Source organism: Yimella sp. RIT 621 (genome assembly GCF_004146205.1).
Lineage (GTDB): Bacteria > Actinomycetota > Actinomycetes > Actinomycetales > Dermatophilaceae > Yimella > Yimella lutea.
The window spans coordinates 65080-88354 of record NZ_SEIP01000009.1 but is presented as its reverse complement, the minus strand read 5'-3'; the positions used below and the strand labels follow the sequence as shown (position 1 = coordinate 88354).

General features: G+C 66.7%; 19 protein-coding genes. 16 read left to right on the top strand and 3 right to left on the bottom strand.

Annotated elements, in window-relative coordinates; all coding sequences use genetic code 11:
- Positions 1 to 166: 166 nt before the first annotated feature.
- The 7 genes from EU513_RS10135 (at position 167) to EU513_RS16395 (ending at position 6591) form a co-directional block, all read left to right on the top strand.
- A complete protein-coding gene (locus EU513_RS10135; RefSeq protein ID WP_240796008.1) occupies positions 167 to 1156 on the top strand; it encodes an ABC transporter ATP-binding protein in 990 nt (329 codons plus the stop codon).
- On the top strand, positions 1153 to 2121 hold the full coding sequence (locus tag EU513_RS10130) for an ABC transporter permease subunit (protein WP_129625776.1): 969 nt from the start codon (positions 1153 to 1155) through the stop codon (positions 2119 to 2121). The genes EU513_RS10135 and EU513_RS10130 overlap by 4 nt, the downstream gene beginning before the upstream one ends.
- Before the next feature lie 92 nt (positions 2122 to 2213).
- A complete protein-coding gene (locus tag EU513_RS10125) occupies positions 2214 to 4181 on the top strand; it encodes a thioredoxin domain-containing protein (protein WP_129625775.1) in 1968 nt (655 codons plus the stop codon).
- A 21-nt stretch (positions 4182 to 4202) separates the two neighbouring features.
- Positions 4203 to 5213: a DUF808 domain-containing protein gene (locus tag EU513_RS10120; RefSeq protein ID WP_129625774.1), complete on the top strand. Its 1011-nt coding sequence runs from the start codon at positions 4203 to 4205 to the stop codon at positions 5211 to 5213.
- A gap of 101 nt (positions 5214 to 5314) precedes the next feature.
- On the top strand, positions 5315 to 6043 hold the full coding sequence (locus EU513_RS10115; RefSeq protein WP_129625773.1) for a class I SAM-dependent methyltransferase: 729 nt from the start codon (positions 5315 to 5317) through the stop codon (positions 6041 to 6043).
- A 30-nt stretch (positions 6044 to 6073) separates the two neighbouring features.
- On the top strand, positions 6074 to 6331 hold the full coding sequence (locus tag EU513_RS16400) for a metallophosphoesterase (RefSeq protein WP_240796007.1): 258 nt from the start codon (positions 6074 to 6076) through the stop codon (positions 6329 to 6331).
- Positions 6332 to 6429: 98 nt separating this feature from the next.
- Positions 6430 to 6591, top strand: coding sequence for a hypothetical protein (locus EU513_RS16395; protein ID WP_240796006.1), 162 nt, complete (start codon positions 6430 to 6432; stop codon positions 6589 to 6591).
- A gap of 67 nt (positions 6592 to 6658) precedes the next feature.
- Here the strand turns inward: EU513_RS16395 and EU513_RS10105 are convergent, their stop codons facing one another.
- A complete protein-coding gene (locus EU513_RS10105) occupies positions 6659 to 7399 on the bottom strand; it encodes a hypothetical protein (RefSeq protein WP_129625772.1) in 741 nt (246 codons plus the stop codon).
- Between the two features lie 240 nt (positions 7400 to 7639).
- Here EU513_RS10105 and ahcY point away from each other — a divergent pair, with 240 nt between their 5' ends.
- From ahcY to EU513_RS10070, 7 genes are all read left to right on the top strand, one after another.
- On the top strand, positions 7640 to 9091 hold the full coding sequence (gene ahcY, locus EU513_RS10100; RefSeq protein ID WP_239701368.1) for an adenosylhomocysteinase: 1452 nt from the start codon (positions 7640 to 7642) through the stop codon (positions 9089 to 9091).
- A gap of 144 nt (positions 9092 to 9235) precedes the next feature.
- Positions 9236 to 9916, top strand: a complete 681-nt coding sequence (mtrA, locus tag EU513_RS10095) for an MtrAB system response regulator MtrA (protein ID WP_129625770.1) — start codon at positions 9236 to 9238, stop codon at positions 9914 to 9916.
- The gene (gene mtrB, locus EU513_RS10090; RefSeq protein ID WP_129625769.1) at positions 9909 to 11600 is read left to right on the top strand and encodes an MtrAB system histidine kinase MtrB; all 1692 of its coding nucleotides are present in this window, start codon (positions 9909 to 9911) and stop codon (positions 11598 to 11600) included. Before mtrA ends, mtrB begins: the two co-directional genes overlap by 8 nt.
- A complete protein-coding gene (locus EU513_RS10085) occupies positions 11597 to 13396 on the top strand; it encodes an LpqB family beta-propeller domain-containing protein (protein WP_129625768.1) in 1800 nt (599 codons plus the stop codon). Before mtrB ends, EU513_RS10085 begins: the two co-directional genes overlap by 4 nt.
- 27 nt (positions 13397 to 13423) lie before the next feature.
- Complete coding sequence (locus EU513_RS10080) at positions 13424 to 14209, top strand: ComF family protein (RefSeq protein ID WP_129625767.1); 786 nt, start codon at positions 13424 to 13426, stop codon at positions 14207 to 14209.
- A gap of 303 nt (positions 14210 to 14512) precedes the next feature.
- Positions 14513 to 15163, top strand: coding sequence for a ribosome hibernation-promoting factor, HPF/YfiA family (hpf, locus tag EU513_RS10075; RefSeq protein ID WP_129625766.1), 651 nt, complete (start codon positions 14513 to 14515; stop codon positions 15161 to 15163).
- Positions 15164 to 15259: 96 nt separating this feature from the next.
- Positions 15260 to 16480, top strand: coding sequence for a winged helix-turn-helix domain-containing protein (locus tag EU513_RS10070; protein ID WP_129625765.1), 1221 nt, complete (start codon positions 15260 to 15262; stop codon positions 16478 to 16480).
- A 7-nt stretch (positions 16481 to 16487) separates the two neighbouring features.
- Here EU513_RS10070 and EU513_RS10065 read toward each other — a convergent pair whose 3' ends face one another.
- A complete protein-coding gene (locus EU513_RS10065) occupies positions 16488 to 17027 on the bottom strand; it encodes a CGNR zinc finger domain-containing protein (protein WP_129625764.1) in 540 nt (179 codons plus the stop codon).
- 39 nt (positions 17028 to 17066) lie between these two features.
- On the opposite strand from EU513_RS10065, the gene EU513_RS10060 reads away from it, so the two are divergent.
- Positions 17067 to 18038: a DMT family transporter gene (locus tag EU513_RS10060; RefSeq protein WP_129625763.1), complete on the top strand. Its 972-nt coding sequence runs from the start codon at positions 17067 to 17069 to the stop codon at positions 18036 to 18038.
- 74 nt (positions 18039 to 18112) lie between these two features.
- Here EU513_RS10060 and EU513_RS10055 read toward each other — a convergent pair whose 3' ends face one another.
- Positions 18113 to 20371, bottom strand: a complete 2259-nt coding sequence (locus EU513_RS10055) for a GNAT family N-acetyltransferase (protein WP_129625762.1) — start codon at positions 20369 to 20371, stop codon at positions 18113 to 18115.
- A gap of 142 nt (positions 20372 to 20513) precedes the next feature.
- Between EU513_RS10055 and secA the strand changes: the two genes are divergently transcribed.
- Positions 20514 to 23243 carry a preprotein translocase subunit SecA gene (gene secA / locus EU513_RS10050; protein ID WP_129625761.1) on the top strand — a complete coding sequence of 910 codons (2730 nt, stop codon included), beginning with the start codon at positions 20514 to 20516 and terminating at the stop codon, positions 23241 to 23243.
- The last annotated feature ends 32 nt before the right edge of the window (positions 23244 to 23275 follow it).

The following is a 23275-nucleotide window of genomic DNA, read 5'->3' as shown; positions in this document are numbered from 1 at the left end:
CCAGGGCGAGTGCCGCGATCGAAACCTGGCACGACGCGCGCCGAAACCTCCACGCTGGTCGAGTAGGTGCGAGCCCCGTGGGGTACTCCTCGAAGACCAGAGCTCCCGACGGAACATCGTCAAGATTCCGTAAAGGTCCCGAGGTCTCAAGGTCGGCCGTGATCGAATGTCTCCCAGCCGGCGGTCACTTCCGATCGTCATCGACTCGGGGGAGCGCATGGGCGCCGAATTTGCTGTCCGCACAACAGGATTGCGCAAGGTCTATCGAGGTCGTCGAGGCCGGCACGTCGCCGTGCAGGGGCTCGACCTCAACGTGCCGGTCGGAGGTGTGCACGGCTTCCTCGGACCGAACGGATCGGGCAAGACAACCTCGCTTCGCATGCTGCTCGGACTCATCCGAGCCGACGGCGGCACGATGGAGATTTTCGGACGCTCGGTGCCTGATCACCTGCCGGAGGTGATCTCGCGCGTCGGCGCGATCGTCGAGTCGCCCAAGTTCTTCCCTGCCTTCAGCGGCCGACAGAACCTGTCGCTGCTGGCCGACGCCATCGGTGCCGATCGCTGCGCGGTCGACCGGGTGTTGAAGGAGACCTCGCTGAAGGAGCGCGCCGGTGACCCTTTCAAGTCGTACTCGCTCGGCATGAAGCAGCGCTTGGCGATCGCCGCCACGCTGTTGAAGTCGCCCGAACTGTTGATCTTCGATGAGCCTACGAACGGCTTGGACCCGGCAGGCATTCACGAGATCCGGCGCACCATGCGGTCCTTGGCCGACGAGGGGCGCACGGTGCTGGTGAGCAGTCACATCCTGAGTGAGATCCAGCAGGTCGCCGACACGGTGTCGATCATCGGTCAGGGACGGCTACTGGCCGAGGGATCGGTGGCCGAGCTGATGGCGCAGGGCGGTGCCGGCGCCACCGTCCGGACGACGGACGACGAGAAGGCCCGCGAGGTGCTTGCGGGAGCAGGTCTGTCGGTGAGAACCGAGCACGGACATCTTGCCCTCGAGGACGTCGCTGATCCTGCTGTGATCTCCGAAATGCTTGCCGCACATCGGATCTGGTTGCGGGAACTACGTCCTACCGGTCACGATCTGGAGTCGGTGTTCCTCGAACTCACCCGTTCCGAAGGCCTCGAGGCGACCGGCGGTGTGCGATGACCCGATTGATCAAGGCGGAGTTCCGGCGTGCGTTCGCTCGGGGCATCACCAAAGGCGTGCTGTTGCTGGCGCTGCTGTTCGCCGGGTTCACCATCTTCGCGATGCACCAGCAGGTGTCGAACATGCCGACCCAGGCCGAGGTGCAGCAGACCTTCAGGTTCGCCCACGACGACTGGGCGAAGAATCACCAGAGGTACGAGAAGGACTGCCTTGCGAGCACTCCCGAGTCGGAGCGAAACAACGCGCCGACGGACTTCTGCGACTTCCCTGAACCGAAATTGTCGGACTTCGTCGGTCAGAACGGCACCCTCGGCGGGGTACTGAAACAGGGGACTTCGGGCCTACTGATGGTGGCCGCACTTGCTGCCCTCGTCCTAGGCGCGAGTCTGGTGTGCGCCGAGTTCACCTCCGGATCGATGATGACCTGGCTGACCTTCGAGCCCCAACGCATCCCCGTATATGCCTCCAAGGTGCTGGTGGCGACGCTGATGGGGCTGCTGCCGGTCCTGGTGCTCGTGGCGATCGCCGGCCCGGGTTTCTGGTTGGCCGGCTCGTCCGGGGAACTGGAGTTCGCCGCGGGTGAGCAGTCGACCTATCTCGCGACCTTGGGACGGCTCTTCGGCGTCGGTATGTTCTGCAGTCTGATAGGCACAGCCCTTGGCTTCGTGCTGCGCCACACGACGGCCGTCCTCGGGTTCGCTGCCGTCTGGCTCATCGCGGTCGAACTGATCGGGGGGAATTCGATCGCCGACGCTCGTCGTTGGACCATCGGCACTGCGTTGAGTGCGTTCGTCGACCACGGCAAGGAATGGGAGACCTATCCGCCGTGCTACAGCGGTGGAGCCGACTGCAGGCCGGTCATCCACTGGCTCGGTTTCTGGCCCGCCACGAGCTATCTCCTCGTCGTCGCGGTGGTGGGCTTCTTGATCGGCCTGGCCACTTTCCGCCGCCGCGACGTCGGCTGACGTCGGCTGACGTCGGCTGACGCGCCGAGTGTCAGACGGTTTGCTTCGTCCGGGACTCAAACCGTCTGACACTCGGCACGTACGGTCGAGGCATGTCCAACCGCCTGCAGCACGCGACGAGCCCCTACCTGCTCCAACACGCCGACAACCCGGTCGACTGGTGGGAGTGGGGGCCGGACGCGTTCGCCGAGGCTCGGCGCCGCGGTGTCCCGGTGCTGCTGTCGGTCGGGTACGCGGCCTGCCACTGGTGCCACGTGATGGCCCACGAATCGTTCGAGGACGACGCCACGGCCGCGTTGATGAACGAGCACTTCGTCAGCATCAAAGTCGACCGCGAAGAACGCCCGGACATCGACGCGATCTACATGAATGCCACCACCGCGATGACCGGGCACGGCGGCTGGCCGATGACCTGCGTCCTCGACCACGACGGCTCGCCGTTCTTCGCCGGCACCTACTTTCCGCCCCAGCCGCGCCACGGTCAGCCCGCCTTCCAACAGGTGCTCGGCTTCCTCGCCGACGCGTGGGAGAACCGGCAGGACGACATCCGCGGCGCGGCCGATGCCCTGCGCCAGCACCTGAACCGCGAGTCCGCTGCAGCACGCCCCGTCACGGGTGCCGAACTCGATACTGCGGTCGCGCTGTTCGAACGCGAATTCGACCGCCGATCAAAGGGATTCGGGGGTGCACCGAAGTTCCCGCCGTCCATGGTCCTGGAGTTCCTGCGCCTACGGGCGACGCACGGTGACGGGTCGGCGGCGACGATGCTCGAGCAGACCTGCGACGCCATGGCGCGCGGCGGGATGTACGACCAGCTCGGTGGTGGCTTCGCCCGATACAGCGTCGACAGCGACTGGGTCGTGCCGCACTTCGAGAAGATGCTCTACGACAACGCACAGCTGCTCGGTGTGTACGCCCGGCTCGGCACGCCGCTGGGCGACCGGGTCGCGCAGCAGACCGCCGACTTCATGCTGCGCGAACTGCGGACCGACCATGGTGCCCTGGCCAGTTCCTTGGACGCCGACTCCGAAGGCGTCGAGGGCAAGTTCTACGCCTGGACCCGGCAACAACTCCTCGAAGTGCTCGGTGAGGACGACGGCCGTTGGGCGGCAGAGGCCTTCGGGGTCACGCGCGCCGGCACCTTCGAGCACGGTAGTTCGGTGCTGCAGCTGAGCGATGACGTCGACGAGACACGACTCGCCGACGTCCGGCAGAAACTGTTGGACGCGCGCGAACTGCGGATCCGCCCCGAACGCGACGACAAGGTGGTCGCCGCCTGGAACGGCCTGGCGATCAGCGGACTGGTCGCGGCGGCGCAGGCGCTCGCCGATCCCCAGTACCTCGACGCGGCGCGCGCGATCGCCGATCACCTGCTCGAAGTGCACCTGGTCGACGGACGCCTGCGGCGGGTCTCCCGCGACGGTGTCGTCGGCAATCCGGACGCCGTGCTCGAGGACCTCGGCTGCCTCGCTGCCGGCCTCCTCGACCTCGCAGCGGCCACCGACGACAGTGCTTACTTCGAGGCGGGCACACAATTGCTCGACGACGCGCTGGCCAGGTTCCGGGCGGACGACGGCGGCTTCCACGACACCGCGACCGATGCCGAGCAATTGATCGCCCGCCCGCGGGAAGCGGCCGACAATGCCAGCCCGTCCGGGCTGTCTGCCACGGTGAACGCGCTCATCACGGCGACCGCTCTCGGCGGGTCCGGTCGGTACGAGGAAGCAGCGCGGGAAGCTCTCGCCACCGCCCACGAGGTGATGACCCGTGCGCCCCGGTTCGCCGGGTGGGCGTTGGTCGCCGCGCAGCGGTTGGCCGACGGCCCGGAGCAGGTCGCCGTGGTGGGTTCGCCCGGACGAGATCGCGACCGACTCGTCGCGGCCGCCGTCCGGCGGTTCGGGGGACCGGTCGCGGTGGGTGCGTCCGGCGATGCCCGGTTGTCGGTACTCGCCGAACGAGGGATCGTGACCGAGCCCGCGGCGTTCGTCTGCCGGGGCCGAACGTGTGATCTTCCGATCACCGACCCGGATGCGTTGCGCGCTGGTCCGAACCAGGCCTGATCCACCCGTACGATTACGCGCATGGCCGGAGGACTTGCTGCACTTCTCGACGACATCGCGACCCTTGCTCGCGCTGCCGCCGCGTCCGTTGACGACGTGAGCCTCGCGGCCGGACGGGCCAGCGCGAAAGCCGCCGGCGTGGTGGTCGACGACACCGCGGTGACCCCGCGCTATGTCACGGGCATCGACCCCAAGCGCGAATTGCCGATCATCAAGAAGATCGCGATCGGTTCGCTGCGCAACAAGCTGCTGTTCATCCTGCCGGCCATCATGCTCGCCTCGCAGTTCCTGCCCTGGATCATCATGCCGGTGCTGATGGTCGGTGGCGCCTACCTGGCGTTCGAAGGTGCGGAGAAGCTGTACGAGGCGCTCACCGGCAAGCACGAAGAAGACAGCAACGAGGGCAAGTCCGAGGACGAGATCGCCTCCGGCGCCATCCGCACCGACTTCATCCTGTCCAGCGAGATCATGGTGATCTCGCTGAAGGAGGTCGCCGATGAGCCGTTCCTGTCCCGCCTGGCGATCCTGATCGTCGTCGCGATCTTCATCACCGTGGTCGTCTACGGCGTCGTCGGTCTCATCGTGAAGATGGACGACGTCGGCCTGGCCATGGCGAAGAAGGAATCCAGCGGCGCGCGCAAGTTCGGCAACGCGCTGGTCAAGGCCATGCCGAAGGTGCTGTCGGTGCTGTCGGTCGTCGGCATCGCCGCGATGATCTGGGTCGGTGGGCACATCCTGCTGATCGCGCTCGACGACATCGGTTGGCATTGGCCTTACGGCCAGGTGCACCACTTCGAGCAGTGGGTGAAGGACTCCACCGGTGCTCTCGGCGGAGTACTCGGCTGGTTCGCGAACACGCTCGCGTCCGCTCTGGTCGGCCTTGTGGTGGGCGGCATCATCACCGCGATCGTGCTGAAGTTCTTCCACAAGGACCATGGAGAAGGTCATGCTGAGGGTCATGGCGGAGGTCATGACGGCGAGGCGGACGGCGTCGACCTCGGAAAGGCCGACCCGGAGCCGCACGGCAACTGATCCGGCGGCCCCACCTTCGGCTTGATTGAGCCGGCGACGCCGGGCCTGGCCGGTGGCGAAAATCGGTCGCGCCCGTCGGGGAGCCCCAGCAAGATTGCCGCATGACAAGCAGCGATCTGTGGGACAGCGAGGCGGCGCTCCGTTATGACGAATCGTCGGCGTTCATGTTCGAGCCCGACGTGCTCGATCCGGCCGTCGACTTCCTGGCCGCGCTGGCCGATGGTGGCTCGGCGCTGGAGTTCGCCATCGGCACCGGACGTGTCGCGATCCCGTTGGCTGACAGAGGAGTCCACGTCGAGGGGATCGAGCTGTCGAAGCCGATGGTCGAGCAGCTCCGTTCGAAGGACGCCGACCTTCCGGTCTCCATCGGCGACATGGCGACCGCGACTCGTCCCGGTGCGTTCGACCTCGTCTACCTGGTGTGGAACAGCATCGGGAACCTGCGCACCCAGTCGGAGCAGGTCGAGTGCTTCCGCAACGCGGCGCGCCATCTCAAGCCGGGCGGTCGCTTCGTCATCGAGCTGTGGGTGCCGGGGATCCGCCGCTTCCCGCCGGGCCAGGCAGCCGTGCCGTTCCACGTGGGCGAGCACCACGTCGGCTTCGACACCTACGACATGACCACGCAGCAGGGCACCTCGCACCACTACACCCGCGGCGACGACGGATCGGTGCGCTACGGCGCGAGCAACTTCCGCTACATCTGGCCCGCAGAATGCGACCTGATGGCGCAGCTCGCCGGCCTCGAGATCGAAGCGAGGTACGCCGACTGGTCGAAAGCTCCGTTCACCACCGACAGCGAGAGTCACGTGTCGGTCTGGCGCAAGCCCTGACCGTCGGGCCCGCGGCCTATCGTGGCGGGCATGGGCCGCATCGCGTCGATCTCGGACGTGCACGGCAATCTCACGGCGCTCGAAGCGGTGCTGGCCGAAATCGGCGCCCCTGGCATCACCTGCATCTTCAACCTTGGTGACTATGTCGGCAAAGGTCCGCGAGGACGGGAAGTCATCGACCTGTGCCGTGAGCGCTGCGTGGTGCACGTGCAGGGCAACTGGGACGATTTCCTGCCCGCACTGCAGGAGTTCGGCAATGCCGTCGAGAGCGAGGCGTTGCGCTGGTGACGCGACCAACTGGCTCCGGGCCAGGGGGAGTGCTTGCGGGCTCTTCCCTTCAGCCACGACTTCACGAACCGGCGCCGTTCGGTGTGCAGTTCGTCCGGGTGCCCTACGACTTCGAGGCAGAACTCGCGGTCAACGAGGCGGTGGGTGCACCGGAGCACGATCTCTATGTCGCCGAGTTGCGCGATCGCCGGTACCGCGGCGACGTCAAAAGTGGCTTGCCGAGCGAGTACCACCGCTCGTCCGTGACGTCGTCCGAGTGACGTCGTAGCGCAACGAAGAGCCCACCGACACAATCCGGTGAGCTCTGCGTTCGCGATGCAAATGCGATCAGGTGGTCTGACCGTCGGTCGGTTCCTCCGAGCTGCGGTCGTCGTGCTCGTGCTCGTCGCGGGGCTGCTCCGACCCGCCGTCCGAGGACGCGTCGTCAGCACGGTCGTCAGCACGGTCGTCGCGTCGGTTACTGCCGGCGTCGTCACCGTCCTGCACTTCACGCGCCGGCTCGGGGTTACCTTCGCCGATCATGATCGGACGCTCGGCAGCGTTCTCGTCCTTCACGCCGTAACTGCCGCGGACGTCGTCCCATGCCTTGAGCTTGTCCTCGTCGATGTCGATCTTGAGCTCGTCGGGCATCTGCTGGGCCCGCTGCTCGCGGGTGGCTTCGTCAGGCCCCTGCTGATCGCGGTCTTCCGGATCGACTGCCTCCAACGGCTTGTCCTCGTCCTGAGCGCCGTCGTCGGTCGGGGCGGCGCCGGACGTGGCGGCCGCCGGGGTGGGGGAGTCGACCTCACCGTCGTTGTCTGGGTCGAGACCGGCCTCGTCGGCAACGGTGGGCCTGCCCTCGGTCAGTTCGTCCGAACGCCCGTCACCCGATCTGTCCGATTCGGAGTCGGAGTCCGAATCCGCTGCGGCAGAACCGGATTCGCCCGGCCCACTTTTGTCGGCACCGGTGTCTGTCGGGTCGGATCCCGTCGCACCGTGGTCGTTGCGGTGCTGGGCATCCTGCCACGAACCATCCACCGCCGAGTCCTGGGTGGTGCCGCCGTCACGCTCCGATTGCTGATCCGACATCTGCTGCTCCTTTGCCACGATGAATTGCGAGGTGCTCGGACACTCATTAACGCACCGTCGCGGGCCCCGATGGGCTGTACGCGGGCGGAGGATTGCGCGGACTTTCGCGTTGGTCGGCGGGCGCCGGTATCCTCGCGGAGCCGGCATGGGTGATGACCCGAGAAGCTCAGATGGGCGATGCCAGCGTCCGCTACTGCAGTCAAAGCCGCGTCCACGCGGCAGAAGGAGAACAGGACACTCATGTCCTTCGACTACAAGGTTAAGGACCTCAGCCTCGCCGAGGCCGGCCGTCACCAGTTCCGCCTCGCCGAGCACGAGATGCCCGGCCTGATGGCGTTGCGCGAAGAGTTCGGCGATTCAAAGCCGCTCAAGGGGGCGAAGATCGCCGGTTCGCTGCACATGACCGTTCAGACCGGTGTGCTCATCGAGACCCTCACCGCGCTCGGCGCCGAAGTTCGCTGGGCCTCCTGCAACATCTACTCCACTCAGGACGAGGCCGCGGCGGCCGCCGTGGTCGGGCCGAACGGCAGTGTCGACAACCCGCAGGGTGTTCCGGTGTTCGCCTGGAAGGGCGAGTCGCTGCCGGAGTACTGGGAGTGCACCAACGAGATCCTGACGTGGCCGGGCGGCGAGGGCCCGAACATGATCCTGGACGACGGTGGCGACGCCACGATGCTCGTCCACAAGGGCAAGGAATGGGAGGCCGCCGGTCAGGTGCCGCCCACCACCGAGGACGACTCCGAGGAGTTCTCGGTGTTCAAGGACCTCGTCCGCAAGACGATGACCGAAGACCCGCAGAAGTGGACCAAGATCGCCGCCGGCATCAAGGGCGTCACCGAGGAGACCACCACCGGCGTCCACCGCCTGTACGAGCTCGCCAAGTCCGGCGAGTTGCTCTTCCCGGCGATCAACGTCAACGACTCGGTCACCAAGTCCAAGTTCGACAACAAGTACGGCTGCCGTCACTCGGTGGTCGACGGCCTCAACCGTGCGACCGACGTCCTCATCGCCGGCAAGACCGCCGTCGTCGCGGGATACGGTGACGTGGGCAAGGGATGCGCCGCAGCGCTGGCCGGTCAGGGTGCACGTGTCGTTGTCACCGAGGTCGACCCGATCTGTGCGCTGCAGGCCGCGATGGAGGGCTTCCAGGTCGCCAAAATGGACGACGCCGCCGAGTACGGCGACATCTTCGTCACCACGACCGGTTGCTACGACGTCATCACCTCCGAGCACATGTCGAAGATGAAGAACAAGGCGATCGTCTCCAACATCGGTCACTTCGACAACGAGATCGACATGGCCGGCCTGGCCAAGCTTCCCGGCATCACCAAGACCGAGATCAAGCCGCAGGTCCACGAGTGGACCAAGCAGGACGGCAACTCGATCATCGTGCTGTCCGAGGGACGCCTGATGAATCTCGGCAACGCCACCGGTCACCCGAGCTTCGTGATGTCCAACTCGTTCGCGAACCAGACGATCGCCCAGATCGAGCTGTTCGAGAAGTCAGAGGAGTACGTCGACGAGGACGGCAAGCCCACGGTCACCACGCTGCCCAAGCACCTGGACGAGAAGGTCGCCCGTGCGCACCTCGCCGCGCTGGGTGTCGAGCTCACCGAGCTGACCAAGAACCAGGCCGAGTACCTCGGCGTCGACGTGGCGGGCCCCTACAAGCCCGAGCACTACCGGTACTGATCCGGGAGCATCTGGAATCGGCGTGAGTTCGTGCCCTTCGCCAGGCCCGGCGAAGGGCACGAACTCACGCGCATTCTCGTTGCGGATCCGTTTGCCTTCTGTGTGAAGATAATTCGAGGTGAACGCGAGGAAGGCTGGATCTGAATGAGTGCCCGAGTGCTTGTGGTGGACGATGACCCGTCGCTCGGGGAGATGCTCGGCATCATCCTGCGCGGGGAAGGGATGCAGGTCGCCCACTGCTCGACGGGGTCCGGCGCGTTGGCGGCGTTCCGCGATGCCAAACCCGACATCGTTCTGCTCGACGTGATGCTGCCCGGTACCGACGGCGTCGAGGTCTGCCGACAGATTCGTGCCGAGTCGCACGTACCGATCGTGATGCTGACCGCCCGCACCGACACCACCGACGTGGTCGCTGGACTCGAGGCCGGCGCCGACGACTACGTAAACAAGCCATTCAAGCCACAGGAACTGGTCGCCCGCGTCCGTGCTCGGCTGCGCCGCGGCGACGAACCGGAGGTGGAGCAGCTCCGCCTCGGGGACCTCACGATCGACGTCGCCGGTCACTCCGTCGTCCGCGACGGCGCGCAGATCTCGCTGACCCCGTTGGAGTTCGACCTGCTGGTGGCGCTCGCGCGAAAGCCGTGGCAGGTCTTCACCCGGGAGGTCTTGCTGGAGCAGGTCTGGGGTTACCGACACGCCGGTGACACCCGACTGGTCAACGTGCACGTGCAGCGTCTGCGCTCCAAGGTCGAGCGCGACCCCGAGCACCCCGAGATCGTCCTGACCGTGCGAGGAGTCGGCTATAAGGCCGGACCGAGTGCCTGACCTCGGCGAGCCGCACGCGCAGCAGTCCGCTGCTCGCCGGTGGTTCGCCGCGCTCGGCGCGGCTCTGCTGGCCACCGCGCGCAGCGTCCGACACTCCTGGCGTCGTTCTTTGCACACCCGCGTGGTCACCACGACCGCGCTCGCCGGCGCGATCGTGACGCTGGTGCTCGGTTCCTACATGTACCACCGGATCGCGACGGACCTGGTGGAGTCGCGGACATCGTCCGCCGAGGCCGAGAGCCAGAGCCGCCGCGCCGACGCGCAGGAGATCTTCGCCAGTACCCCGAACACCGACCTCAGCTCGTTGCGGCAGCTCGCCAGCGACATGGTTCAGCAGGTCAGTTCGCCCGGGGACGACCTGTCCCGCCGGGTCGTCTTCATGCAGGCGGCCGACAACACCGCGCAGCCGATCCCGAAAGTCTCCTCCGCGCAGGCGAGTCCGGAGATGATCCCTGAAGCGATCCGGACGGCGTTGAAGGACGACCCCGATCACCAACAGGTGCAGATCATCACCGTCCCGCAACCGGACGGGGATTCGGTGCCGGCGGTGCTGATCGGTTCGCGGGTGTCGGTGCCGAACGCCGGCCCGTACGACCTGTTCTTCATCTTCCCGATGGACGACGAGGTCACGACGCTGAACATCGTCAAGGGCAGTTTCGCCGCCGGCGGTGTCGCCCTGCTCGCCCTGCTCGCCGCTCTCGCCTACCTGGTGACGCGCATGGTGGTGACGCCGGTGCGGTCGGCCGCGCACGTCGCCGAACGGCTCACCGCAGGTGCGCTCAACGAACGCATGCAGGTGTCCGGCGAGGACGACCTGGCCCGCCTCGCGACCTCGTTCAATGCGATGGCAGACAGCCTGCAACGGCAGATCCGGCAGCTGGAGGATCTGTCCTCACTGCAGCAACGGTTCACCTCGGACGTCTCGCACGAGTTGCGCACGCCGCTCACCACGATCCGCATGGCCGTCGACATGATTCACGCGCACCGCGCCGACTTCAGCCAGCCGCTGTCCCGCTCGGCCGAACTCCTCAGCGCCGAACTCGACCGATTCGAGGCACTGTTGTCCGATCTGCTCGAGATCAGCAGGTTCGACGCCGGGGCGGCTGCCCTCACCCTCGGGCCGGGCGACATGCGTGACCTGGTGGATCGCGTCGTCGACTCCGTCCAGATTCTCGCCGAACGCAACGGCACCGAGATCACCGTTCTCGGCAAGCGCGGCGTCGTCGTCCCGATGGACCACCGACGCATCGAGCGCATTCTGCGTAACTTGGTCACCAACGCGATCGAGCACGGTGAGCGCAAGCCGATCGAGATCGACATCGGTTCCAACTCCGGTGCCGTGGCAGTGACCGTGCGCGACCATGGTGTCGGGCTCGAACCCGGTGACGCTGTCCGGGTGTTCAACCGTTTCTGGCGCGCGGACCCGGCGCGTGCACGTACCACCGGAGGTACCGGCCTCGGCCTGTCGATTTCGCTCGAGGACGCCCGACTGCACGAGGGCTGGTTGCAGGCGTGGGGTTCGCCCGGTGAAGGCAGTTGTTTCCGACTCACCCTTCCGCGTCGGCCGGGTCAACCGATCGGTCGCTCGCCGCTGCCTCTGGCGCCCGACGACTCCCAGGTCGGACGGGTCATGCCGGCCGGCAACTCACTCACCCTGGGCACGAATTCCGGGAGCCAGACATGAGCCGTGTCCTTCGTTCGATCCTGGTCGCCGTTGTCGCCTTCGTGCTGGCAGCATGTGCCGGCCTTCCGACGTCCAGCGATGTCGAGGCTCGTCGACCGATCTCCGACGCACCGAGTGCACCCCCGGCCAATGTCGAGTTCTACGGACCGCGCAGCAACGCCGATCCGGTCGAGACGGTGAAGGGGTTCCTGCGCGCCAACGGCAGCGTCGACGAGGACTTCGCCGTCGCACGGCAATTCCTCACCACGGACGCCAGCCGCGGCTGGGCGCCCGGCGGGCGTGTCGCGATCAACCAGGGTGAACGCGACTTCGCGGTCACCCAGGTGACCCCGGGCCGCGTCTCGCTCACCGCGACGCAGTGGGCCGAACTCGACGCCGGCGGACACCTTCGTCAGTTGGCGGTGCCCAGCCACCGCACCGTCGACATCGGCCTCAAACAGGTCGACGGACAATGGCGCATCTCGCAACTGCCGGCCGACTTCGGACCGTACCTGTCGATGCGTGACTTCCGGGACCGGATGTACACGCCCTACACCGTCTACCTGGCCGAGCGCCGCACCCGCACCCTCGTGCCCGACCAGCAGTGGTTCCCTCGCACCGGACTCGCTGCAGCCCTCGCCCGCGCCGTGCTGCGCGGCGCGCCGGAATGGCTGGCACGGGCGCAGGGCACGACGCCCGACCTCAACCAGGTGCCGGGCGGTACGCGCCTCGCGGTCGACGCCGTCCCGATCGATCAGGACGGAGTCGCGACCGTCGACCTGACCGAGGGCGTCCGCACCGCTGACTCCGCCACTCGAAATGCGCTGTGGGCGGCGATGATGGCGACCTTGAACCAGGTGCCCAGGATCCACCGGGTGGCGATCACCGTCGGTGGTTCGCGTCTGGACACTCCTGATCTTCCGGACATGCCGGTCACGCCGACGGACGTAGGGTTCACCGTGCCGGCGACCAAGGACAACGGAGTGATCACGCGGTCGGGGCAGACGCTGCAATGGCGTGCCGACGCCGGCGCGGCGCAGCCACGTGGTCGAGCGCGACCAACTCTGCCGACATTGAACCGCAACTGGTACATGCTGGCGGCCGATGCCGACGGCGGACAGGTCGCGGGGATCAGCGGCGATCGCAAACTGCTCGGACGTTGGGTCAGTGGTGGCCAGGCCTACCAGGTTCCGGCGTTCGGACGACAGTTGACGCGCCCGAGCTTCAACTCACTCGACGAACTCTGGCTCGCCGGCCTGTCGTTGTCGAATGCAGGTCCCGACCGCGAAGTCTCCAGCGGCGCTGCCGTCTGGGTCATGGACACCACGAACTTCGTCGCGACGACGCGGGCTCAGGCGGTGTCGGTTCCCTGGTTGCGCGACGCGCAGGTGCTGTCACTGAAGTCCTCACGCGACGGCCAACGGGTGGCAGTCCTGACCCGGACGCCGAGGGGCGTCACCAAGTTGCTGCTCGCGTTCGTGATCCGGGATGCCAACGGCCAGGCCACGGCGTTGACCGAACCGATCGAGGTCGGGCAAGCCGTCAGCGATGTCAGCGATGTCGCGTGGGCCAACGACGTCACCCTTGCCGTCATCGGGCGAATGCGACCGGACGACGGTCAGCAGATCATCGAGGTGCCACTGAGCGGGTTCGTGAACCCGATGGGCGCCGTACCGGGTGCCGTACACATCGTGGGAACGGGCCGCGGCACCGGCGAACTGTTCGTCGTCACAGGCGATCCGGGCGTGCAGGAGCGGGTTGGCGGTGGCTGGCGGCGCGTCCCCGGCGTCCTCGACGTGGTGGCACCGGGAAGCTGACTTTCCACACGCCGACAGTTGCTCGGCGTGTCGTCCACAACGCTTGCTCGTCGCTCCGACGGCACGCGTGCATCGGGTTGGCTGGCCACCGTGCAGCGAATCACCCGAGCTCTCCGCCATGCCGCCTTCGGTCTGGAGCGATTGGGGGAACTCGCCGCGCCGCAGGCGTGTGGTGGATGCGGTCTGCGCCACCAGCGCCTGTGCGAGCCGTGTCGGGTGGGTTTCGAACGGCGTCTGGCTCAGCCCGCATTCGGTTGGGTCGAGCGCCCGCTGCCGGGTAGTCCGCCGTGCTGGGCCCACCTCGTCTACGAGGGTGCGGTCACGCGCATGCTTCCCGCGTTCAAGGACGACGACCGAGTCGATCTGCTGCCACCGTTGGCTGCGGCGGTGCGGGCTGCCGTGGAGGGAGTCTTCGACCAGAAGCCTGCGCTGGAGCGTGCCTTGCACACCGGTCGCCTGGTCGTCGTGTGTGCGCCGTCGACAGCCGCGTCGGTGCGGTTGCGGGGTCGACTGCCGCTGCGGGACCTCGTTCGTCGAGCCCTCGAAGGGTCCTCGATGCAGGTGGCCCCGCCAGGCGCACTGCGCTTCGGTCGAGCCGTGCGCGACCAGGCAGGTCTCGGGGTGACGCAGCGGGCCCGCAATCTGTCGGGTTCGATGCGCGCCACCGACGTCCAAGGACGACTTTGCCTGCTCCTGGACGATGTCATCACCTCGGGCGCGACCTTGACGGAGGCAAGTCGCGCCTTGCGCGTCGCCGGAGCGGACGACGTCGTGGCCCTGACTGCCGCTGCTGCCGTGCTGCGTCGACGCTGACGATGCGTGCCGTGCTGACGGTCGACCAGGCGAAAACCGTTGGACCTCATCGTTCTTCGTGTTCGTTTGGTTCCCACTGCAGCGCTCTGTCTCACCGTCGTGACCGACTGGCGGACGGTGCGCGATGGGTGCGTCGATCTGTGGACGCGGCGCCCGCGGTGGCATAGCGTTGGGTCATGGAGAGGCCTTGCGAAATCTCAGTTCGCAGCCGGCCTTGTGTCGCCACCGGAAAGGCAGGTGGTTCATCAGGAGATCAGGACGCTGAAGTCCGCACGACACTCTTGTAGAACACGAGGAGATTCCATGGAGATCACCGTCACCGGACGTCACACGTCCGTGCCCGAGCGTTTTCAGCGCCACATCGAGGAGAAGCTGGCGAAGGTCAACCAGCTCGACCCGCGGGTCACCCGTTGTGAGGTCGTAGTTTCCCACGAAGCCAACCCACGCCAGGCCAAGGAAGCCGAGCGCGTGGAGATCACCTGCTTCGGCAAGCGGGCCGTGATTCGCGCCGAGGCCAGTGCCGATGACACCTACGCAGCGCTCGACCTGGCGACCACCCGACTCGGGGAGCGATTGCGCCGGCAGCACGACAAGCGCAGGGTGCATCGCGGCGGACGCAAGGCACCCAAGTCTGTGCACGACGCCACTGCACCGCTCGCAGACCTCGACCTGTCGCCCGCACAGGGTGGGGCCGAGCAGGAGCCACCGGTGCCCGAGTCGATCGCGAAGCTCGGCGGTGACGCAGACTGCCCGGTCGAGTTGCGCGAGAAGGTGCACAGTACGTCTCCGATGACGGTCGACAACGCGCTCAGCGCCATGGAAGCCGTCGGACACGACTTCTTCTTCTTCCACGACGTCGACTCCGACAAGCCCACCGTCGTCTACCGGCGGCGCGGTTGGTCGTACGGAATGATCACCCTGGACATTCAGGAGCAGACGGAGCAGAGCGCCTGACAAGTCGAGCGACGGGCGGCGGATCCCTGGCGGGTCCGCCGCTCCCGCGTACCGGGCTACGGGTTGTTGTCGGTGACGCGGTCTAGGCTCGAACCGATGACCGACCAACCAGACCTCACGGCTGTCACCGAGACGCTCACCAAAGCGCAGGCGCGACGAATTGCGTTGGCCGCGCAGGGTTTTCACGACCGACGCCCGGAAGCTTTCGCGGCTTCGATGAGGCACGTGCAGCGAGTGATCGACCGGGTCGGCATCATCCAGATCGACAGCGTCAACGTGCTGGCGCGCAGTCAGTACCTCCCGCTGTTCTCCCGTCTCGGGCCCTACGACACCTCATTGCTCGATCGTGCTCGCGACACCGCGCCACGACGGCTCGTGGAGTACTGGGCTCACGAGGCATCCTTGATCCCGCCGACCACCTGGCCGCACCTCACGTTCCGGATGCGGCGTGCCGAGTCGGAGGCCTGGCGTGGGATGCAGAGTGTGGCCCACGAGCATCCTGAGGTGGTTGCTGCGGTCGAGACCGAGGTGCTGCGCTTCGGGCCGCTCACCGCGCGTCAGGTGGAGGCTCGCCTCAAGCACGATGTGCCGCGCAGCAAGGATCAGTGGGGCTGGAACTGGAGCTTGGTCAAGAACGCACTCGAGCATCTGTTCTGGGCGGGCCGGATCACCAGCGCCGGACGCACGACCCAGTTCGAGCGTCGGTACGCGGCAATCGAAACGGCCTTCCCGCCGGCAGCACGCGCGGCCGCCGGGCCTGAGGCGAGGCCGGCCGAGCAGGAGTCCTTCATCGAACTCGTCCGCATCGCTGCGCGGTCCCACGGCATCGGCAGCGAACTGTGCCTGCGCGACTACTTCCGGCTCAAGACCGAACAGGCCCGCCCCGCCATCGCGGAACTGGTGCGTACGGGCGAGTTGCGCCCGGTCGAGGTGCGCGGTTGGAAGCGTCCGGCATTTCTGTACGTCGATGCGGCTCGTCCGCGGCGGACCGAAGCCGAGGCTCTGCTGAGTCCGTTCGATTCGCTGGTCTGGCAGCGCGAACGCACGCACGACCTGTTCGATTTCCATTACCGCATCGAGATCTACACGCCGGCCGCTGATCGGGTGCACGGCTACTACGTGCTGCCGTTCCTGCACCGCGGCGAACTCGTCGGCCGCGTCGACCTCAAGGCCGATCGCAAGTCGAGCGTGCTTCTGGCACAACGCATTTCCTGGGAACCGGAAGCTTCACCGACCGCCGCGAAAGCGTTGATGCGCAATCTGCGATCGATGGCCGACTGGCTCGAGCTCACCGATCTTGCGATGCCGACCGACTGATCCTCGGTCAGTCGTTCCGTCGCTGCCGCTCGCGGTAGGCCGCAACGGCTGCGGCGTTGCTGCAACTGGGGGAGCAGAAGATCTTCGACCGGTTGCGGGTCAGGTCGAGCACGACGCCGTCGCAATCCTCCGCCTCACACACGGACAGTCGCGACAGCTCGTCGGCGCGGATGAAGTCGATCATCGCCATGGCCGTCTCGACCAGGATGCGCACATCCAGGGGGCGGTCGTCGGCCACGACGTGCAGGTGCCAGTCCAGGTCGTCGTGGCGCACCAGGCGGGGCTGCGTCTGCACCTGCGCGAGCGAGTCATTGACCAGTTGGGCCGCGCTGTCCCGATCGGCGGTGAGGATCGCGCGTAGTCGCGGACGGAGCGCGCGGACGGCATCCAGGTCTGCGCGCGTTCGTGGGGCCTGTCCGGTGTACCCCTCGCTGCGGTAGAACTCGTGCAGTTGGTCGAGTTCAGTCATGGTATCCGGCTCCGATGCCGAATTGACCAAGCGCACGGCGGCACGCAGGGCAGGCTCGGTGTCATGAGCAAAGCGCATGTTGACACCTTACATCCCGTCGTCTTACTGTCATGAGTCATGACCACCTTGACTCATGACGACACGCACGTCGCCCCAACCGTGAAGAACTCGGGTGGGTTGATGTTCGCCCTCCTGTCGGCGCTGTCGTTCGGTGGTTCGGGAGCGCTCGGACGCGGACTCATCGAGCTCGGCTGGACACCCGGTGCCGCCGTGTTCTACCGGATCCTGGTCGCTTCGCTGGCACTCAGCATCCCGACCGCGCTCGCCCTTCGTGGGCGGTGGCATCTGCTGCGCCAGGACGCCCGACTTGTCGTCGCCTACGGCTTGGTCGCGGTCGCCGGCACGCAATTGTTCTACTTCAATGCGGTGCAGACCATGCCGGTCGCAATGGCATTGCTGGTCGAGTACGCCGCGCCGATCGCGGTGGTGGCGTTCCTGTGGGTGCGGCACGGTCAGCGTCCCTCCCGCACAACCGTTGTGGGGGCGGTGGTCGCGATCGTCGGGCTCGGGCTGGTTCTCGACCTGCTGTCGGGCGCGAGCGTCGACGTGGCAGGGATGACCTGGGCGTTGCTGGCGACGTGTGGTGCGGCGGTCTACTTCATCCTGTCTGCTCAGGAGGCGCACCTGCCGCCGCTGGTTCTGGCCGGTGCCGGGCTGTGGGTCGGTGCTGTCGCGATGGGCCTCGCCTGCGCGACCGGAGTCGTGCCTTACGCAACGGCGACCGGCACCGTCGACTTCAGCATCGGCGACGTCCCGTGGTGGATCGTGCTGCTCGTGCTCGGCCTGGTGACTGCTGCGCTCGCGTATGCGACCGGTATCGCTGCTGCCCGGGCGCTGGGCTCCCGGGTGGCCTCGTTCTTCGCGTTGATGGAGGTGCTGTTCTCGCTGATGTTCGGTGCGATCCTGCTCGGCCAGCAGCCCGGTCTCCTCCAGTTGGCAGGCGGCATTCTGATCCTCGGTGGTGTGGTGCTGGTCAAGCTCGGCGAGCCCGTCCCCGAACTCGAGCCCACCATCCCCGACCCCGTCTGACTCACCGAGTGGCCGGGCTATGAACCGGTGGCCGCCCTATAGCCCGGCCGCTTGTTCATAGCCCGGCCACTCGGTCAGTCAGGGGCCAGGCGTTCGAAGCGCAGGCGATCGACGACGCGGCCGTCGCCCAGCGGCTCGGTCAGGCTGTCTCGTCCGGTCTGCCGGAAGCCCGTCCGCCGCGCCACCGCGATCGACGGTTCGTTACCTTCGGCCACATTGATCGAGAGCCGTCTCAGCGCGAGACCTTCAGGTGAATAGGCATATCTTGCAGCAGCATTCACCGCTGCGACGGCCAGGCCGCGACCGCGCGCGTCCGGGTGCACCCAGTAACCGAGCTCGCCCGACCGGGTGCGCTGATCGATGTTCTGGACCGTGACACAGCCGAGGAACTCATCGCCGTCCGGTGCGCAGATCGCCCACCGCTGCCGGTCGGCGGTGACCTGACGTTCTCGGCTGAGCCACTCGTGCGTCTGCTGCAGGGTGCGGTCGGCGGGCCCGTCCAGCCACAGCACCCAGGACGGATCGACGGACGCCTCGTGCGCGCGGTCGAGATCGGACGGCTGCAGCGGACGCAGCCGCACATCATCGGTTCGGACCGGGTGCGGCAGGCGCTCGTCGACCGTGCAATGGCGCTCGGTGGCAAGCAGTTCGAAGTACGCGCCGTCGGTCACCGACCCGTCCGCGTTTGTGTAGGCCTGATGATCGGCGCCCCACTGACGAAAGCCCGCCGTCATCAGGATCTTCTGCGAGGCGATGTTGTCCAGGTCGGTGGCGGCATGGATGCGGGTGAGACCCAGTTTGTCGAAGCCGTGGTCGAGGACGGCAGGGAGTACCTGCGCGATGACCCGTCGTCCGCGCGCGCTCTGCCACAGCCAGTAACCGACCTCGGCGTTGCTGGTGGTGCCCGCTCCGATGTCGAACAACCCGACGTTGCCGAGCGGTTCGCCGCTGTTGGCGTCCTCAATGCACCAGTTGAGCGACGTGCGCCGGTCCAGCCCGAGACGGTGGCGACGCATGAAGTCGGGGAAGGTCTGCTCGGTCGGAAGTTCATTCGCCATGAATCGCCGGGCGTCGGGGTCGGTGACCTGCTCCGGACGTGGAGTGTCGGCGTCCGTCCACTCACGCAGCACGAACCGCTCGGTGCGAAGCGTGGGGATCGAGAAGGGTGCAATGCGCCCGGTAGCGCGATCGTCGGACGCCAGGAGTTCGAAGCTGATCGCGCCGGAATGCGGTCGGTCGTCGTGGGCCAGCGCAGCCCGCTCGGTGGCGCACTCGTTGAAGCCGGCCCGTCGCAGCGCACGCTGCGAGGCACCGTGGTCCTCGTCCGTGCCGGCGTACAGACGGTGCAGACCCAACCCACCGTCGACGCCTGCAGGATCGGTCCGATCGGCGAAGGCATGCGGGATGAGCAGGTCGAGAGCCTCGGCCAGCACTCCGCGTCCTCGGGCCGACGGGAGCAGCCAATAGCCGACCCACCCCGTGCCGCGGATGAAGTCGACGTCGAGGCGGGTGACCTGGATGTGGCCGAGGAGTTCACCGGTCACTGCATCGGCGATGCACCAGAAGACACCCTCGCCGATCGCCATCCGCCGACGCCGGTCTCGCAGCCATCGCGGAAAGTCGCCGGCTTGCGGCTGCATGTCGGCGTTGAAGCGCTGCGCGATCTCGTCCGGGCCGCCCGGCAACTCCTCGTGGTCCCGGTACGGACGCAACACCACGCGCTCGCCGCGCAGCAGCTTCGCCTCCCACCACGGACGTGCTGCACGGTGCTCCCGCCCGAGCGACAACCCCCATTCGGCGCGAGTGAGCGAGCCCAACCAGAGGTTGTCCGAGTCACCGAACGACCCACGGTGCATGCGGCACCAGACGCCGTCGAAGGCGAAACCCGCCGCCCAGACCGCGCGCCAGGACGCGAAGTTGCCGGCGCCGCAGCGCCAGGTGACGGCCAACGCGTCCAGAGCGTCGAACGCGTGATCGACCACCAACCGGACGGCGCGGGTCATCACCCCGCGCCCGCGCAGTCCAGGGTGCATCGAGTAACCGACCTCCCACGTCCGCGAGCCCCGAGGGTGCAGGTTGATCCCGCCGGCGAACTGCCCGTCCACCTCGATCGCCCACACCGGGTGCACCGGATCGGCAGCCCAGTTGATCGCGACCGAGTCGAGGAACTCCTGCGCCTGCTGCGGTCCGTAGGGATCGGGGAGCGGGATGAACCGCCGCGAGCGCTCGTCGTTCGCGAATTCGATGATCCGGTCGACGTCGCCGGGGTGGTGCGCTCGCAGCGTCACGACGTCGTCGGAGAGCGTCGGGACGTCCGCCGGGAAATTGACCATGTAACGAGCCAATCAGAACGCGGCGAGGGGATCCTCCGATTAACTTCGTCCGTTGGTGCAACAGGCGAGGATCGGACGCCACCGAATCGTCATTGCGTCGCCCATTAGTCTTGGTGGGTCTGTACACGAACGAGGAGCAACAGTGCCGAAGGTAGTCGAGAAGGTCCTGCGGGCCGGTGAAGGCCGCACGCTGAAGAAGCTGCAGGGTCTCGCGGCGCAGGTGAACCTGCTTGAGGACGACTTCAAAGCGATGACTGACGCGGAGTTGCGAGCAGAGACCGACAAGTTCAAGGAGCGCCTGGCCGACGGCGAGACGCTCGATGACCTGTTGCCGGAAGCGTTCGCCGCCGTTCGCGAGGCGAGCGTCCGCACGCTGGGCAAGCGTCACTTCGACGTCCAGCTGATGGGTGGCGCCGCGCTGCACCTCGGCAACGTCGCCGAGATGCGCACCGGTGAGGGCAAGACCCTCGTGGCGACCCTGCCGAGCTACCTCAACGCGTTGTCCGGCAAGGGCGTCCACGTCATCACGACCAACGACTACCTGGCCGAGTACCAGTCCGAGCTGATGGGACGCGTGCACCGCTTCCTCGGCATCGAGACCGGGTGCATCCTGTCCTCGATGACGCCTGACCAACGTCGCGCCGAGTACAACAAGGACATCACCTACGGCACGAACAACGAGTTCGGCTTCGACTACCTGCGCGACAACATGGCGTGGAGCTCCACCGAACTGGTGCAGCGCGGCCACAACTTCGCGATCGTCGACGAGGTGGACTCGATCCTCATCGACGAGGCGCGCACCCCGTTGATCATCAGCGGTCCGGCCGACGAGGCCACCCGCTGGTACACCGAGTTCGCCAAGATCGTCGAGCACCTCACCTGTGCGCCGAAGAAGGCCGGCGAGAACAAGCCGGGCGACGGCGACTACGAGATCGACGAGAAGAAGAAGTCCGTCGGCATCATGGAGTCGGGTATCGAGAAGGTCGAGGACCTCCTCGGTATCGAGAACCTCTACCAGGCCGAGAACACCCCGCTGATCGGTTACCTGAACAACGCCATCAAGGCCAAGGAACTGTTCAAGAAGGACAAGGACTACGTCGTCAAGGACGGCGAGATCCTCATCGTCGACGAGCACACCGGACGCATGCTCTCCGGCCGTCGCTACAACGAGGGCATGCACCAGGCGATCGAGGCCAAGGAGGAGGTGGAGATCCAGAACGAGAACCACACCATGGCCACGATCACCCTGCAGAACTACTTCCGCATGTACGACAAGCTCGCCGGCATGACCGGTACGGCCCAGACCGAGGCCGCCGAGTTGCACCAGATCTACAAGCTGGGCGTCGTGACCATCCCCACCAACAAGCCGATGGTCCGTAAGGACCAGGCCGACCTGATCTACCGCACCGAAGAGGCGAAATTCCGCGCCGTCGTCGACGACATCGTCGACCGCCACCGCGAGGGACAGCCGGTCCTGGTCGGTACGACGAGCGTCGTGAAGTCGGAGTACCTCTCGGAACAGTTGCGGCGCAAGGGAGTTCCGCACGAGGTCCTCAACGCAAAGTTCCACGAGCAGGAAGCCCAGATCATCGCGCAGGCCGGCCGCAAGGGCGCCGTCACGGTCGCGACGAACATGGCCGGTCGAGGCACCGACATCATGCTCGGCGGTAACCCCGAGCACATCGCTGTCGCCGCGCTGAAGCGCAAGGGTCTCGACCCGGAGCAGACGCCCGAGGAGTACGAGGCTGCTTGGGACGAGGCGCTCGCGAAGGCGGAGAAGGCGGTCGAGCAGCAGCACGAGGAGGTGCTCGAACTCGGAGGCCTGTACGTGCTCGGCACCGAGCGCCACGAGTCGCGCCGTATCGACAACCAGCTGCGTGGTCGCGCCGGCCGCCAGGGCGATCCGGGCGAGAGTCGCTTCTATCTGTCGTTGCAGGACGACCTGATGCGCCTGTTCAACGCGAGCATGGTCGACCGCTTCATGCAGACCGCGAAGATCGAGGACGAGGTTCCGATCGAGTCCAAGATGGTCAGCCGTTCGATCCAGTCGGCGCAGACCAGCGTCGAGGCGCAGAACTTCGAGATCCGCAAGAACGTCCTTAAGTACGACGATGTGCTGAACCGGCAGCGCGAGACCTTGTACAAGGAGCGCCGCCGCATCCTCGAGGGCGAGGACCTCGAGCCCCAGGTGCGCCACTTCATCAACGACGTCGTGGACGCGTATGTCGACGGAGCGACCGCGCAGGGCTTCTCCGACGACTGGGACCTCGACGAACTGTGGTCGGCGTTGCGCGACCTCTACCCGGTCTCGATCACGATCGAGGAGATCGAGGACGAGGTCGGTGGCCGAGCCGGTTTGAACCGCGACATCCTCGTGCAGGAGATCCGCTCCGATGTCCACCACGCCTACGACACCCGCGAAAAGGCCTGGGGCGCCGATGTCGCTCGTGAGGTCGAACGCCGCGTCATGCTGTCGGTTCTGGACCGCAAGTGGCGCGAGCACCTCTACGAGATGGACTACCTCAAGGAGGGCATCGGCCTGCGCCAGTTCGCCCAGCGTGACCCGTTGGTCGAGTACCAGCGCGAGGGTTACCAGCTGTACTCCGCGATGAACGACGCGATCAAGGAGGAGGCCATTCAGAACCTCTTCCACGTCGAGGTCGACCCGGACGAGGTGCAGGCATCCCTGCCGGAGAAGACCAACGAGAAGCTCACGCTGACCGCACCGGGCGAGGACGGCCAGGCGCACCAGCACGAGATCACGGACGACGGTCGTGTTCTCGATGGCGAGGACGACAGCCGGTTGCCGCGTGCGCAGCGCCGCGCCAACGCGCGCAGGGCGAAGAAGGCGAAGGCCTCTTCCCAGAAGTGACCTGCACGATGAAGGCGGCCGTCCCTCCGGGC